The sequence below is a fragment of the Idiomarina piscisalsi genome, from assembly GCF_002211765.1.
Lineage (GTDB): Bacteria > Pseudomonadota > Gammaproteobacteria > Enterobacterales > Alteromonadaceae > Idiomarina > Idiomarina piscisalsi_A.
Map to the genome: position 1 here is coordinate 1016679 of NZ_CP022133.1, position 14802 is coordinate 1031480.

General features: G+C 45.3%; 19 protein-coding genes. 10 read left to right on the top strand and 9 right to left on the bottom strand.

Translation table 11 applies throughout. The features are described 5' to 3' along the window. Positions 1-38: 38 nt before the first annotated feature. Complete coding sequence (locus tag CEW91_RS04910; RefSeq protein ID WP_088767919.1) at positions 39-665, top strand: OmpA family protein; 627 nt, start codon at positions 39-41, stop codon at positions 663-665. Between the two features lie 16 nt (positions 666-681). Here CEW91_RS04910 and CEW91_RS04915 read toward each other — a convergent pair whose 3' ends face one another. The 4 genes from CEW91_RS04915 to CEW91_RS04930 all read right to left on the bottom strand — a co-directional run bounded on the left by CEW91_RS04915 (position 682) and on the right by CEW91_RS04930 (position 4051). Further along, positions 682-1293 carry a DUF938 domain-containing protein gene (locus CEW91_RS04915; protein WP_232507033.1) on the bottom strand — a complete coding sequence of 204 codons (612 nt, stop codon included), beginning with the start codon at positions 1291-1293 and terminating at the stop codon, positions 682-684. Positions 1294-1329: 36 nt separating this feature from the next. Next, complete coding sequence (locus CEW91_RS04920; protein WP_088769361.1) at positions 1330-2865, bottom strand: PH domain-containing protein; 1536 nt, start codon at positions 2863-2865, stop codon at positions 1330-1332. A gap of 10 nt (positions 2866-2875) precedes the next feature. Continuing rightward, complete coding sequence (locus CEW91_RS04925) at positions 2876-3418, bottom strand: PH domain-containing protein (protein WP_088767920.1); 543 nt, start codon at positions 3416-3418, stop codon at positions 2876-2878. A gap of 132 nt (positions 3419-3550) precedes the next feature. Then, the gene (locus CEW91_RS04930; protein ID WP_088767921.1) at positions 3551-4051 is read right to left on the bottom strand and encodes a BON domain-containing protein; all 501 of its coding nucleotides are present in this window, start codon (positions 4049-4051) and stop codon (positions 3551-3553) included. A gap of 193 nt (positions 4052-4244) precedes the next feature. On the opposite strand from CEW91_RS04930, the gene CEW91_RS04935 reads away from it, so the two are divergent. Both CEW91_RS04935 and CEW91_RS04940 read left to right on the top strand, forming a co-directional pair. Beyond that, on the top strand, positions 4245-4385 hold the full coding sequence (locus tag CEW91_RS04935; RefSeq protein ID WP_088767922.1) for a DUF3149 domain-containing protein: 141 nt from the start codon (positions 4245-4247) through the stop codon (positions 4383-4385). 29 nt (positions 4386-4414) lie between these two features. Beyond that, positions 4415-4735 (top strand): antibiotic biosynthesis monooxygenase family protein, encoded by a 321-nt coding sequence (locus CEW91_RS04940; protein ID WP_088767923.1) that lies wholly within the window; start codon positions 4415-4417, stop codon positions 4733-4735. A gap of 14 nt (positions 4736-4749) precedes the next feature. On the opposite strand, the gene CEW91_RS04945 is transcribed toward CEW91_RS04940, so the two are convergent. Then, positions 4750-5745: a branched-chain amino acid aminotransferase gene (locus CEW91_RS04945; protein ID WP_088767924.1), complete on the bottom strand. Its 996-nt coding sequence runs from the start codon at positions 5743-5745 to the stop codon at positions 4750-4752. Between the two features lie 186 nt (positions 5746-5931). On the opposite strand from CEW91_RS04945, the gene arfB reads away from it, so the two are divergent. Next, complete coding sequence (arfB, locus tag CEW91_RS04950; RefSeq protein ID WP_088767925.1) at positions 5932-6342, top strand: alternative ribosome rescue aminoacyl-tRNA hydrolase ArfB; 411 nt, start codon at positions 5932-5934, stop codon at positions 6340-6342. Here arfB and CEW91_RS04955 read toward each other — a convergent pair. Both CEW91_RS04955 and CEW91_RS04960 read right to left on the bottom strand, forming a co-directional pair. Then, positions 6339-6533 (bottom strand): hypothetical protein, encoded by a 195-nt coding sequence (locus tag CEW91_RS04955; protein ID WP_088767926.1) that lies wholly within the window; start codon positions 6531-6533, stop codon positions 6339-6341. The genes arfB and CEW91_RS04955 overlap by 4 nt on opposite strands. Further along, entirely contained in the window at positions 6514-6933 is a 420-nt protein-coding gene (locus CEW91_RS04960) for a hypothetical protein (protein ID WP_088767927.1), read from the bottom strand. The genes CEW91_RS04955 and CEW91_RS04960 overlap by 20 nt, the downstream gene beginning before the upstream one ends. Before the next feature lie 149 nt (positions 6934-7082). Between CEW91_RS04960 and CEW91_RS04965 the strand changes: the two genes are divergently transcribed. After that, on the top strand, positions 7083-7739 hold the full coding sequence (locus CEW91_RS04965; protein ID WP_088767928.1) for a flavin reductase family protein: 657 nt from the start codon (positions 7083-7085) through the stop codon (positions 7737-7739). Here the strand turns inward: CEW91_RS04965 and CEW91_RS04970 are convergent. Continuing rightward, positions 7729-8913 (bottom strand): MFS transporter, encoded by a 1185-nt coding sequence (locus CEW91_RS04970; protein WP_088767929.1) that lies wholly within the window; start codon positions 8911-8913, stop codon positions 7729-7731. The two genes, CEW91_RS04965 and CEW91_RS04970, sit on opposite strands and share 11 nt — an antisense overlap. A 134-nt stretch (positions 8914-9047) precedes the next feature. On the opposite strand from CEW91_RS04970, the gene CEW91_RS04975 reads away from it, so the two are divergent. Further along, the gene (locus CEW91_RS04975) at positions 9048-9359 is read left to right on the top strand and encodes a YebG family protein (RefSeq protein ID WP_088767930.1); all 312 of its coding nucleotides are present in this window, start codon (positions 9048-9050) and stop codon (positions 9357-9359) included. 69 nt (positions 9360-9428) lie between these two features. Further along, positions 9429-10340 carry a M14 family metallopeptidase gene (locus CEW91_RS04980; protein ID WP_088767931.1) on the top strand — a complete coding sequence of 304 codons (912 nt, stop codon included), beginning with the start codon at positions 9429-9431 and terminating at the stop codon, positions 10338-10340. 19 nt (positions 10341-10359) lie between these two features. Here the strand turns inward: CEW91_RS04980 and CEW91_RS04985 are convergent, their stop codons facing one another. Further along, positions 10360-11613, bottom strand: a complete 1254-nt coding sequence (locus CEW91_RS04985) for a DEAD/DEAH box helicase (RefSeq protein WP_088767932.1) — start codon at positions 11611-11613, stop codon at positions 10360-10362. Positions 11614-11800: 187 nt separating this feature from the next. On the opposite strand from CEW91_RS04985, the gene CEW91_RS04990 reads away from it, so the two are divergent. From CEW91_RS04990 to CEW91_RS05000, 3 genes are read left to right on the top strand one after another with little or no spacing between them, the layout of a single operon-like run. Continuing rightward, positions 11801-13288, top strand: coding sequence for a methyl-accepting chemotaxis protein (locus CEW91_RS04990; protein WP_088767933.1), 1488 nt, complete (start codon positions 11801-11803; stop codon positions 13286-13288). After that, positions 13278-13829: a DUF6436 domain-containing protein gene (locus CEW91_RS04995; RefSeq protein ID WP_088767934.1), complete on the top strand. Its 552-nt coding sequence runs from the start codon at positions 13278-13280 to the stop codon at positions 13827-13829. Before CEW91_RS04990 ends, CEW91_RS04995 begins: the two co-directional genes overlap by 11 nt. A 20-nt stretch (positions 13830-13849) precedes the next feature. Further along, positions 13850-14752 carry a sensor domain-containing diguanylate cyclase gene (locus CEW91_RS05000; RefSeq protein ID WP_088767935.1) on the top strand — a complete coding sequence of 301 codons (903 nt, stop codon included), beginning with the start codon at positions 13850-13852 and terminating at the stop codon, positions 14750-14752. Positions 14753-14802 lie beyond the last annotated feature (50 nt).

Here is a 14802-nt window from a genome sequence, read left to right on the forward strand (position 1 = left end):
ATTTTATGAGTACTCAAAGCGTTAAAAAGGAAAACGGTATGAAGAAGTTAGCGTTATTAACGATAATGACCTCGCTCGCTTTAGTGGGCTGTGAAAATATGAGTAATACCCAGAAGGGCGCAACCATTGGCGCTGTAACTGGTGCATTGCTTGGTAAAGGTACCGGCGACCACGATAAAAGCCGTTATGTATGGGGGGCGGCAGTTGGCGCATTAGCGGGTGGTGCTATTGGTTCCTATATGGACAAGCAGGAAGAAGAGTTTAGGGAAGAGCTGGCTGACAGCGGCGTTAAAGTCATACGTGAAGGCGATAATATCCGTCTGCAGCTACCAAGTAACATAACTTTCGCCACAGGTAGCGCAACCATCTCGCAGAGCTTCAACCCGGTTTTAGACGACGTTGCTCGAGTGCTGAAAAAGTATGAAAAAACCACCATGCTTATTCAGGGGCACACGGACAGTACAGGCACCGCTGAATATAATCAGCAGTTGTCGTTAAACCGGGCTAACGCGGTGCGTAACCATTTAGTGGGTAATGGCGTTGACACTCGTCGGGTGACAACCGAAGGGTATGGTGAAAGTCAGCCAATAGCAGACAATGACACAGAAAGCGGACGTCAACTCAATCGCCGCGTTGAGCTGCGAATTGTCCCCAATACCAAATAAGCTTCAGCGGTAACGTTTAACGCTGAAACTCCAGAATTTGATTGTTTGCCGGCATAGCATGGGTGCTCTTCAAGCTAAACCCCTGTTGTCCGGCAAGCTTTGCAATCCATTGTTTATCACGTATTCCCATTTGGCTGTCACGCGCTTTTAATGATTCATCAAATGAGCGGTTACTTTCACTGGTAAACTGACCGTTGTCATTGAATGGTCCATAAATGCATAAACGCTTTACCGACTTAAGGCTGTTTCCCAAATGCTCAAACAGTGCTTTCACTCCTTCTTTAGGCATAATGTGGCAGGTATTGGCGGTAAATAAAGCATCGAACTGACCATCAGGGGCTGACTGAAACACATCGAACTCAACCGGCAAAGGCTGGCTTGGTACCCCTTCCTTTAAAATTCGGGCTTTTACGCCCGATAAATAGGCCGGTTGGTCACTTGCCTGCCATTCTATATGAGGGAGTTGTCTAGCGAAGTACACCGCATGTTGTCCGGTGCCACTGCCTACCTCCAAAACATGTGCAGCCTTAGCAAAAGCGACTGTCAGAACATCAAGTATTGGCTTTTTATTGTTTTCACAAGCTTGTGAGAAAGGCAGCTCCATAAAATCTGACCCAGTTGTTGTCATTAGTACCTGGTACTCTAACAAAAAACAGGCCGTGTTTTACATCCAGGATTTTTTCAATGACTCAACCTGATGTAACGTTTCGTCAATTAATGTGTCACCAGAGATTTCTTTAATAAAAGGAATGGATTGTCCACCACAAGCGAGCACAAAGCCGACAGTGCACAATTTGAAACGCCGCATAAACCAGCTTTGGTAAAACGAGGTTTGTTGAACTTTGTGAATGGGGAAGCAGCGATAATTAACCCCAATGAGACCTTTGCGAATGTAAATAAACTGACCATCGTTTGCATAGCCCCAGCGCTTCCAACGTAGAGCAATAAGAGGAATAAGGAGTAAAAACAGGCCACCCAAGCCAAGTGACACTTCGTAGTAACCAAAGTAGCTAAAGGTAATGGAGGGTACAATCAACAACCAAAAGGCGATTAATAGATTACGAGCCATAAGCCGTTTGCTTATCGGGTGAAAATTAATAGTGCCCATTTGGTGCTTTGGCCAAGCGTTTGCGGCCAGTCCCTCTGCTTCTTTCAGAGTCACTGAAGGCACCATGATTTTTCCGCCGGTCGTCGAAGCGCTGTAACGTTCAATACTGGCATTGAGTTGTTCGAATTTCAGGTTCACACGCTGTAGCAGACGATCAAGCCAGTTTTGTTGGTACACGATCATCTGTAGTCGGCGCAGTCGCATTGCCACTTCATGGCGGGTAAATAGACCGTTTCTCCGAATGTAGCGGTCGCCGGATCGAGTTAAGCGAAAATCGTAAAAGGTAATGACCGAACCAATGACAGAAACTAGCGCTAGTAGCGCAATAATAACGAAGGTGGCCGAGGCTATAACCAGGATGTATTGCCACATAGCGTATTGGGTGGAGGACATAAGTGCTTCCAGATCGACGCCGAAGCTTTCTATTCCCTCAATCACTTGTTCAGAAATCGAATTAAAAAAGGGCGCTAATGCCCCTAAGACAATCCAAATACGGTTGCTTGCTAGGCCGTGAATAACGAGATCTCTTACTGAACGAGTATTAAGAACTGTTTCTCGATCTTCTTGCTTTTGTTCGGGTTCTGGATGATCTTCAGTGTTGGTCTTGTGATCTTTAAACAGCAGTATTTCTTGTTTAAGCGCTTCGGCGACGGGCTTGGGAAGGGCGATGATTTTTGCTTCCGCCTTACTCGAACCAGCAGTGTCGAGCAGCATGCAGACGTGATCAGTAAAACGGTAATAAATAGGCTGCTCAAAGCGAATGTTTTGAATGCGCTCAAAGGGTAAATCTATGTGCTTCTTTTGAAAAACCCCTGAGTGAATTTGTGCTCGCTGTCCGGTAATTCGGTATTGATAAAAGTAAAATTTAACCAACGCACTAACAGCAATAAACACCAAAATCCCGATGACACCAACAATAATAGAAATAATGTTGTCTGCCAGCTTCTGGTATCCAATGACGAATGCCGGAATTAAATAAACGAAGTTACTGGCGGTATTTTTAATAAACTGAATAGCAAAATAAATAATCGCGACGGGCGACAGTTTTAGCCATTTATCGCGATACTCTTCTGTCGAATTGTTAATACCCATTATTTGCTCGTTATTCATTGGCCGCAATATCACCGTGCTCAAGTATATACTGACGTAGTTCGCGGGCTTTTTCTTCGGGTAAGCCAGGAATAGCGAACGTATGCATAGCGCCGCCGGCACTGAATACCTCTAAAGAGGCAAGCCCAAAGTGACGATCGATTGGCCCATGTTTTAATTCAACGTGCTGTATTCGTAAGATGGGCTGACTGATAATGGACTTAAAAATAACGCCACTTTTGTAACTTAAGTCATGCTCTCGTAACGCATAGCCTTTTATTTTGTCGCCAATAACGCCGTAAACGGATAGCAACAGCCCTAATGAAGCAATGGCAATGAGTAAGCCGGGAATTGCTTTTTGCATAGGGCTGGGCAGTTCAAACCAAGGCTGCCAGTAAACGACAACCAAGGCGACTAAAATCACAAGCCAAAGCAGTAAGCGGCAAAGTAAATTAACTTTAACGTAGGCTGGACTTAACGGTAAAAATCGTTGTTCACGAGCTTTAGGAAGGCTGCTGCTTTCGATTGTCTCGTTTGAAAATGAACTGGTAGACATGACAGGCTGCTTGTTATTGTTGTTGGACCTTAAGTTAGCAAGCTTTTAAGTCTCCTGCTAGTGCCTGAAATGCTTTGATACAAATAAAAAGAGCGGCAAATTTGCCGCTCTTTTTGACGCTAAGTGACGACGTTACTTCTTCACTTGAAGGTCGTTTTCAATGTCTTTCACGCCCTCGACGGTAGAAGCTAAGTTTTCAGCGGTATCAATATCAGCGTCGCTTTCAACAAAACCTGACAGCTGAACAATACCGTTATTGGTTTCAACGCTAATATTCATGCTATTGAGGTTGTCGTCCTCAAAAATAACGGCCTTAACGCGAGTGGTGATGATAGAGTCATCGATGTAGTCACCCGCTTGATCTGCTTTTTCTTCAGCGTAGTCGCCAGCTTCCTGAGCTTCCTCTTTGGTTTTATTCCAGGCATCTTCAGACGTTTCTTTGGTTTCATTCCAAGCGTCTTCTGACTTTTCCTGAGCGTCGTCCATGGTTTCCTTTGCTTTTTGCTCAGCCTGTTCCATTTTACTCTCAACTTCAGACTCTGCTTTGTCGGCTTCTTGCTCACTACAACCAGACAGCGCCAGCAGTGACAATGGAATTAAACTTGCGAATAAAGCGGCTTTTACGTTTTTCATCACTAACCTCCAGTGTTAACTAAAATACTAACGCTATTAAATATAGGACAATAATTTATGTTTATGGTGCTCTTTACAGATGTTTTTCAAAATACCCACAAAATATAAAGTGATATTCAAGAAGTTGATTTAGCTCAATAACGGGTTTGCTGCGTTCTCATAAACTGATGAAAACAAAATAGGAGTATTCGTTATGAGTTTATGGCGAGAGTTTTTTAGTGACCCTGTTATCTTTATTTCTTTTAGTGGGCTGGCTATTGTTATTGGTATGTGTTTTTTCTACGCCGTATTTTTTTACATAAAAATGGTGAAGGCGGAGAAAAAGCGCAAATAACCGTACCTATAACCGCATAAAGGAGAGTAATGAAATATATTTTTCAGGTGCGTATAAAAGAAGGGTACACAGCAGAAGACTATGCAGAAGCCTGGGTTAAAGCCAGTGAAATTATTCAGCGTGCTCCGGGCGCACGAGGCACCGAGCTCCACCGTAAAATTGGCGATGATAAAACACTGATTGCTATTGCATCCTGGGACTCGAAGGCGCAGCGGGATGCAATGGAAAATCAACACAACCCAGACGTTGCTGAGATTATCCGCGGCGCTGCGCCGTTTTGCGAGATCACGCCCTTAGGGGAGTTCGAAGATCCAGAGTGGGTTGTCTTACCGCCTGGAAAAACGACCTAAAAGTGCTACATATTTCAGATTTTGGTTAGCCAACCATGTGTATCTTCTGCTTTGCCCCATTGAATATCATTTAAGGCCTTGCGGAGCTTCAGTGTGGTTTCGCCTGTGTTGCCATTGCCGACTGAGAACTCCTGACCATCATGAATAAGAGTACCAACTGGTGCTAAAACGGCTGCCGTACCTGATAGAGCGGCCTCGCAGTTTGGTTTTGCTGCGCGCTCTAATAATTCTTCAACACTTAGTTCCCGCTCTGACACTGTCATTCCTAAGTCTTTAGCAATGGTGAGAATAGAGTCACGAGTGACGCCGTGCAAAAAGCTGGTATCCAGTGCTTTGGTTATGATCTCATTGCCATCAATTAGCAAAAAGTTTGCCGCACCGGTTTCCTGAACGTCGCCGTTTGGACAGAACAATACTTGGTCAGCATTGACAGAGGCACGCGCCTCTAAAATAGGCTGTAGTGCACTGGCATAATTACCACCACTTTTCACCATCCCCATGTGCGCCGCGCAGCGGGAGCCGTTTTCTTCCAGCAACAGTCGCAGTGATTTATCGCCGCCCGAAAAGTAATCGCCGACAGGTGATAACAACACATAAAGCATTGAAGAATGTGTTGGAGAAGCGGCTTTACCAATTGCGGCTTCGGTGCCAATATGGGTTGGCCGAATATACATAGAGCCCGGAGGAGCAGGGACTTCTTCGCTAAAGTGTTTTACAACATCGATAATCATGTGCTCGAGCATAGACTCGTTGAACGCAGGCAATGACAGCAGCTCGCTGCTCTGTTGCATACGTTTTACATTTCTATCCATCCGAAAAATATTAATTGAGCCGTCCTCATGCCGGAAAGCTTTTAGCCCCTCGAAGCAAGTGCTAGCATAATGCAAAACATGGGCACCAGGGTGCAACTGAATAGCGTCGGATGGAACAAGTTCAGGCGTGCTCCAATTTGAGTTTTCATATGTTGCTAACGCCATTTGTGGCATAAATACAGAGCCAAAAGCTGCCATAAGTTAATCCTGCTCGAGTAAAAAGTTGCGCAGTAATATACCATATTTTTTAACAATCGGATGACACCGACGAGACAGGAGACATGTCCGCTTGTTTCAAAGCCGTGGGTAATAATTTATCCTAAACGAGGTTCAACAAAGGTTCTCATGTATTTATTCACCTTCAGAAAGAGATAACCGTCTTAGATGATTAATATTTCTCAGCGTGTTGAAGTTGCGGAAAGTGAAATAGAGTGGCAATTTATCCGCTCCAGCGGGGCCGGTGGGCAAAATGTTAATAAGGTGGCTACCGCCGCTCAACTTATTTTTGATATTCAGGCTTCGTCACTACCGGATTTTTATAAACAACGACTGCTTAAAAAGCATGATCACCGTATTACTCAAAGTGGCAAAGTGATTATTAAAAGTCAGGAAACACGTAGTCAGGCAAGGAACAGAGAACTTGCCTTAGAGCAACTGACAGAGCTCATTCGAAGCGTTTCGAAAACACAGAAAAAGCGTATTCCGACCAAACCAAGCCGGGCAGCAAAAGAGAAGCGCTTGAATAAGAAGAAGCAGCACGGCCAGAAAAAGGTGCTTCGCAAAAAAGAGTTTTAACCACCAGCATCTCTCGTCTCACTTGAGCACGATATTCGGGCACATTCCAGTATAAGTTCCTTTAATTCGCATTGGCTGCAGTAGTCGCAGCAACGAATGTCACTTGCGACAACTCGCTTTTCTAACAGTAGATGTTTCAACTGCTCTTTGCTCATGGACAGTTGCAAACGTTCAGGTTTGTTCCTGCGCATGGTTTAGCTCCTCAAGTTGCTGAGTGTAGTGTCCAACACAGCGAGAGTGCTGACATCCGGTAATCAATAACTGGCAGCAGTAGCGGCACAACTCATTAATTTGTACGGAGGTTGTATTGGTGCGCCATTTCTGAAGTTGCCGGTTTGTACTCTCTTGTTGTTCCTGAGCGAGAAGCGGTTTATTCATCCGAATATAAACCGCAATGAGTAAAATCGACGCCGTCGTGTAGATTTGTATTGCATTGGCTGCCAAAACGACTTCTTTTGCAGCATAACGTGCATCTTCAATTGCTTCTGACAGCACTGAGTCGGCGCTGTAATAGTTCTTCTGTTGTAGGTACTGGGTGGCTTTTTGCAGGTTTTCCTGACTGCTAAAGTAACCAGTGTAGGCATTTTTCATTTTTATCACTTTTCCTTTTGGTCGTTGCTGAAAATAAGTTAACGCAAATGATAACTGTTCGCAATAATGTTTTTTGTAAAGAGTCTTTCCAACGATCAAAAGTGGCTTTTCCTGCGTAATACAGATTAAAGATAAATCTTGAGGTTACTATGAAACACTATAAACAAAACGATTTAGCCCAAATGCAAGATAGGGAACGTGCCCGATTTGTGAACTGTCTTTCTGGCTTTAAGAGTGCCAATGTAATAGGCACACGCGATAGGCGTCAGCAGGATAACTTGGCTATTGTGAGTTCGGTTGTGCACCTTGGAAGCAACCCGCCGTTTCTTGGCTTTGTTATGCGTCCACAGTCAGTGACACGGCATACCTGGGAGAATATTGAGGAAAGTGGTGTGTATACCATTAATCATGTTGGCGAGAGTTTTTTTAAACAAGCCCATCAAACGTCCGCGCGCTATTCCAGAGAGCAGTCCGAGTTTGATGCTTGTGACTTGACGCCTGAGTTTATGGATGGGTTCCATGCACCTTATGTCGCTGAAAGTTCTTTGCGCATTGGTATGCAATTGGTTGAAATTATTCCGATACAACATAACGACACGGCACTTATTGTTGGCGAGGTGCGTTGGGTCGATGTGCAAGAAGATGCAGTGCAAAGTGATGGCTATATCGACATTGAAAGTCTCGGTACCATGGCCATTTCCGGATTAGATGGTTACCACTCGACCTCACGCGCAGCACGCTTGTCATACGCCAAGCCTGACGAAGAGCTTCAGGAGCTGACAACCAGCGGTGAAGTTAAAGACTGATAATATCCGGTACTTTACGGCTGTGTTTTTTAGTAACCCAAAATAGCAACAGACCGGCTAAAGACAAACCGCAGCCAACCCAGCCGGTACCTTGCCAGCTCAGTGGTGAAACAATAGCTAAGCCACCAAGCCATGCCCCAAGTGCATTGGCGGCATTAAAAGCGGAGTGATTCAGCGATGCGGCTAAGGTTTGTGCCTCTCCTGCGACGTCCATAAGCCTAACCTGAAGAGCCGGCACAAGAGCCGCGGCACTACCCAGTAACAAGACCATTGGCATGACACTCCAAATGCTTTCAAGGGTAAACGGAAAGACACCTAATATAACCGCAGACCAAATAAGTGAGCCGCCTATTGTTAACTTAAGGCTTCTGTCCGCGGCCCAACCACCGACCAAACTTCCTGCCAGAGATCCGATACCGTAAATAAGCAATGCAATAGGTATCCAGTGGGGGGCGAGCTTTGTTGCGTTAATTAGGGTAGGCGCTATGTAGCTTAAAACCGCAAACATGCCGCCAAACCCAATAGCGCCAATCGCCAGCGTTAACCATACCTGAGGGTTTTGTAAGGCTCTCATTTCACCTCGGGCAGAGGTCTTTTGCTCGTTCGGGTGTTGTGGAACCACAAAAGCAATCATAACCAGTGCAACTAACCCCAACGCGCCAACAGTGTGGTAAACCGTGCGCCAGTCGATGAGTTGCCCGAGCCAGGTGGCAAGAGGGTTGCCAACTAAAATGGCGATGGTAAGACCCATCATCACCATAGTAACAGCCATACCGCGCTGGTTTCGGCCCACCATATCGGCAGCGACTAAACAGGCTATGCCAAAATACGCACCGTGAGGGAGGCCAGTCAGGAATCTTAAAACTTGCAGCAAAACGTAATTGTCTGCCGATGCACTGGCAAAATTACCAATAGCAAAAACGAACAACAGTACCAGTAGCATAGGCTTACGCGGAAAGCGCGCGAAGAGGATGGTAATAAGCGGCGCACCGATGACAACCCCTAATGCGTAAAGGCTGATCAAGTGCCCGGTTGTTCGCGTGTCCGTATTAAAGTCGGTAGCGACGTCAGGCAGTAACCCCATAATGACAAACTCACCGATACCAATAGCAAAACTGCCAATGGCCATGGCAAATATAGCCAGTCGAACTTGTGCTTTGGAGAACTGAGTCATGAGGCTGGCTGTATTCCTGTACTTATCGTCTTTGTTAAGAGTGCGCAGTTTAGCGAATGTGGCTACTATTGCAATTACTTACTAATAACTGTATAAATAACCAGTATCTGTAGACCTCAGCAAAGGACATAACCATGGCTGTAGTAACCCAATACGTAGTGATTCGCGATGGAGCCGAAAAAATGACATTTACCTCGAAAGCCGAAGCCGATGCACACGATAAAATGTTGGATATGGCAGAAGCGCTAACGCCGCTGATAGAGGGCAGTGAGCTTTTTACTGACGATAAACAGCTTGAAGATATGGCGATGTTTTTAGCGAAGGAACGAGAGAATGTATTAATTGCTCTGGGCGCTAAGAAGCCGAAAAAGCCGAAAGCGGAAAAAGCACCGGCAGAGAAAGCTGACAATAAAGCAGAAAGTAAAGAGTCGAGCAAAGCGGCGTAGCTTTGGTGCTTGCAAAGATTTTGGTAGTATAGCTGCCTCTTTCAAAGACGTAATGGATAGGATCAGACTATGACGCAAGAAACGATTTACCACATTGGTACTCCGGGTAAACCATGGGGTGCGGAAGAAAAAGCGCAATGGTTAGCGGAGCAAACTCAAAAGCGTTCATACTTTGATGATGTTGTCAGTAAGATAGAAACATTTAAAGACGACTTTGACGTTGAACAATATGGTGAGTTGGCTTATGAAAGTGCTACTTACCCCGTGTTCGCGGTGAAAACTAAGCGTTGGGACAGTAATAAACCGACGGTATTAGTCACTGGCGGTGTACACGGCTACGAAACCAGTGGTGTTCACGGCGCGCTGCGTTTTATCGAAACCAAAGCCAATAGTTATGCCGAGCACTTTAATGTCGTTGTTGCGCCATGTTTAAGCCCATGGGGTTATGAAACCATTAACCGTTGGAACCCAGCCGCTATTGATCCGAACCGTTCATTTGTTGCTGAGTCTCCAGCAGGTGAGTGCGCGCATATTATGAAGTATGTCGCAGATTTAGGCGTAGATATACTGGCGCACATTGACTTGCATGAAACGACCGATACTGACAACAGTGAGTTTCGTCCGGCAAAAGCCGCAATGGACGGTATCGTGAATACCAACTGGAATATCCCTGACGGTTTTTATTTGGTGGGGAATGCTGAGAAGCCTTATCCTGAATTCCAAAAAGCGGTACTGGGCTCTGTCGAGAAAGTCACACACATAGCTGACGCTGACGAAGAGAATAAACTGATTGGTGAAGACATTGCGCAGCGCGGTGTTATTTTACTGCCAACGTCTAAGCTGGGACTTTGCATTAGCTTCAGTAAAGCTGAGTACGCCACAACCACAGAAGTTTACCCCGACAGCCCCAAAGCAACGCCTGAGCAATGTATTGAAGCTCAGGTCGCTGCGGTAACGGGTGGGCTGGATTTCTTAAAGTAACCCCCCGCGACCAGTAAGGTTATGAGCGCCGTGTCGCCGGACGTTTTTGTCGTGGTGCGCGGCGCGAATTATTTGGTCGGCTACCTCTGGGTTTTTGGATAGGCTCTGGTTTTATGCTTGGATCAGGCTCAAAGCCCGGAACCACTTCTTTGGGTATCTCATTTTTGGTCAGCTTTTCAATGTCGCGCAGCAACTTGTGCTCGTCCACACAGACCAAAGAAGCCGCTTCACCCTCACTGCCGGCACGCCCGGTTCGACCAATTCGGTGTACGTAGTCTTCGGCAACCTGCGGTAATTCGAAATTGATAACGTGCGGTAATTCATCGATATCAATGCCACGTGCCGCAATGTCGGTTGCGACTAAAACACGTAACTTTCCTGCTTTAAACTGCGCTAAAGCTTTGGTTCTGGCGCCCTGGCTTTTATTGCCGTGAATAGCCATTGCTGGTAAACCGTCGTCGCTAAGTTGAGTCGCCAAACGATTGGCCCCGTGCTTGGTACGGGTAAAGACTAATACTTGCCGCCAGTTTCTGCTGCCAATCAGGTAGCTTAGTAACTCACGTTTGCGTTTCTTATCAACCGGATAAACGCGTTGCTCAATTGTGTCAGCGGTGGCATTTTGTCGAGCAACTTCCACCAGTTTAGGTTGGTGCACGAACTGCTGAGCCAGCGCTTTAATTTCTTTAGAAAACGTCGCCGAGAACAGCAGTGTCTGACGTTGTTCAGGAATCAGCTTCATGACTTTCTTAATGTCATGAATAAAACCCATGTCGAGCATGCGATCGGCTTCATCTAATATCAATACATCAATCTTGCTCAAGTCGACCGTTCCTTGACGGCTGTGATCAAGCAGTCGTCCTGGTGTCGCAACTAAGATATCGACACCTCGACGTAACGCGTTAATTTGTGGGTTGATACCAACGCCACCGAAAATGACCAGCGATTTGAGGCCCGTGTATTTTGCGTACGTGTTGAGGTTATCCTCAACCTGAGCTGCTAACTCACGTGTCGGTGTTAATATTAGCGCTCGAATAACAGGCTTACCTTCTGTCTTCGTCAAAGACAAGTTATGCAATAAAGGAAGCGTGAAACCTGCTGTTTTCCCGGTTCCGGTTTGTGCCGCTGCCAGTAAGTCATGACCTTTCATTACGGTCGGAATGGCTTGCTCTTGAATTGGGGTAGGGGTGGTATAACCGCATTCATTTACAGCTCGTAAGATATTGTCGTTCAGTCCTAGTGACTGGAACGAGCTCTGATTTTGTTCTGTGGACATGAAGCTCCGGGAATTATAGGAAGTGGGCGTCACATTAACTGTGATTTTGCACTCATGATATCACAGGCCGAGTTAAACCTTTATTTAGAAAAACGCGTACAAGAATTAATTTTGTTTGAGTTGATCAAAAAATGAGCGCATTATTCGCGATGATTAGATTGTATGTAAAGCGTTTTAAGGAAATCTTATGCTGTACCGTCCCTGGGTAGTATCTGCGAACCGGGTTTTTACCGGTGTACTACTTGTTCAGTTGCTTATTACCATTTTTATCGCATTTTTTACCGATGAATGGTTTGTTCCCACTTTGTTGTCATTGTTTATTGTCTCTTTACCGTTGCTTCTTATTAAAACCTTGGGGCAAAGCAAGCTGACACGCCATGTGATAGCCGCCGCAATTCAACTTATAACCGCGGTTCATATTGATCAAACGATGGGTTTGGTCGAAATGCATTTTGAAATTTTTGTTGTTATGGCGTTTCTTATTTATTACAGAGACTGGGGGGTTGTGGTCACGAGTGTTGGGGTTGTTGCTGTTCACCATATTCTCTTTTTCATCTTACAGTCTAATGGCGCTGACGTTTATATTTTTGCTGAAGGCTATGTGACTTTATCTATTCTCGCTATTCACGCTGGCTTTGCTATTGCTGAAGCAGCCGTGCTTTGTGTTATTGCAAAGCAGAGTGATAAAGAAGCTGTTAGTGCTCAGGCCTTGCGCAATAGCATTGCGGATATCGTCAAATATTCAGATAAATTGGACTTAATGGTTCATGTGGACGGAGAAACAAGCGAGGTTGCTGCTTTTAAGAACTTACTGGCCCAGTTTAGGAAGAATATTCAAAGTACCAGGGGCTTGTCTGAGGATGTTCAGGCTGTTTCAGCGACTCTTTTCTATGAGACTGAAGAGCTTATAAAAAGCCGTGAGAATAGCTCTCAAGAAGTTGAAAGTATAGCGAGTGCCATAGAGCAAATGACGATGACTATCAGTAGTATTTCAGAGCAGGCAAATGAGGCAAAGGAAGCATCGGAAGAGTCAATAAGGCGTTCAAACGAGTCGGCTGAGATCTCAAAGGCGGCAGCGACTGCAATAGGTTCCCTAAAGTCTAATGTGTTGGATACGCATACTAAGTTAAAAACTCTCGACGAACAGTGCCGTCACATTTCTGATGTTGTAGGTGCAATTAATGATATTACTAAGCAAACCAACTTATTAGCATTAAACGCTGCAATTGAAGCGGCCCGAGCTGGTGAGGAAGGTCGTGGGTTTGCGGTGGTAGCTGACGAAGTAAGAGCACTAGCGACGAATACCGGAGAAAACGCGGAGCAGATAAGTAAGATAAGTAAAGATATACTGACAGAGGTTACAGAAGCCGTGGCTTCTATGGATGCTTGCGTTAAACAAATCGATGAAGCGGTTGATTACTCAACAGAGTCAGGGAAATCAATGAGTGCTGTTGCCGAGCGAATTAATGATGTGGCTCAAAAAGTGACTTCGGTCGCGGCAGCAACTGAAGAGCAAAGGAACGCGAGCGAAGATATTTCTCGCTCAGCACAGACCATGCGTGAGCTGTCAGAAGCGGAAACTAAATTACTGTTGAATGGACAAACTAATGCTAATGCTCTGAAAGCAACATCGGCTCAACTTGACTCAGAGGTCGGGCGTTTCATTGTCGAATAAGTTACTCAACAAAGGTCGCCCTCAGTGGGTAGTTGTGACTGTTTTTTTATGGTTTGCAATAGCTTTATGGGGTTTAAGCTACTTATTAGAGCAACGTTTGGTATGGTTTGATTCAGAGGGCCAGTTAATTGAGATGTCCGATAGTGGCGACCTTGGGCGGTCATTGAAGCTGGCATTAAAGAATAGCGGGTTTCATGTCGAAGGCAGTATTTTCCACATTTCATCACAAGGCTGTCGATGTAACTGGCGCAGTGCGGGTCATATAGGTAAAGTGAAAAGACAAGTCACTGAGTTTGGTGGCGAAAATTATAGTATTGACGTAGATCAAGTTGTTGAGTTGAAGCGGTTCGTTCCGGCGACACCTGCCGTTATTATGTTTAATAATTCTTCAGAGCTGATTTACCTTGGGCCTTATGCTGATGGCGCATTCTGTACTACGAACAGCAGTTTCGTCGAAGAACTGATTCCTTTAGTTTTAATGGAAGGTGAAGCCCCCGCATGGATTAATGCGGTTGCAAAAGGGTGTTATTGTGAAGTTTAACTTAGTAAGAGAGTTGCGCCATGGAAGTAAAACAAGCCTTTACCGATTTTCTTGAGATTATTCCCGATGGTGCAGTCGTTATAAACACTGAAGGGGTGATTGTCGCTGTGAATCAATCAGCAGCGACAATGTTTGGTTATTCGTCGTCTTCCATGTTGGAAATGCCGTTAAATTGCTTATTGCCCGAAGAATTTCGGGAAAAGCACGATGAACACCTGGTTAAGTTTTTTAAACACCCTGGGCGGCGCTCAATGGGAAATGGCCTAATTTTTCCCGCCGTTCGCCGTGATGGTTCTAAGTTTTATGTTGATATTATGCTGAACCAGATGGAAATTGATGGTGAACTGTTTGGCATTGCGATAGCTCGCGATTACACGCTGCTAAAAAAAGCGGAAGATAAAATTCGTTTGGAGCTGGAGTTTGAAAAACGTCAGGCGCTGACGGATCATTTAACTGGCATAATGAACCGACGAGCGTTTACAGCGCAGTTGACCGATGAAATTACGCAGTTGGAGCAGCATGGAACGCCGTTCGCCGTTAGCTTTATTGATCTTGATGACTTTAAAGAAATTAACGACGAGTACGGTCACCAGTATGGTGATGAAGTCCTACAAAAGATTGCTGAACTTATTCGTTTGCACAGTCGGCATACTGATTATGTCGCTCGTATTGGCGGCGACGAGTTTGCGACTATTCATCCGATGATTGCAGCAAGTGACGCTGAGCAAATGATGCAGCGTTTAAGAGCTGAATTAGTCAGCGGAATAGGGCATGCAAAGTTGCCAGTCACCTTGTCTATTGGTTTATGCCAATGCGACAAACCGTCAGAGCATTACACTGTTGAAAATATTATGGCGCGGGCAGACCGGGCTATGTATCAGGCTAAAAAGGAAGGCAAGAACGCCGTTGTTCTGACGGGTTAGTGAGTCTTGCGTTAAGTCGTGTAATTTTGTTTGATTATTGCCCATAGTCT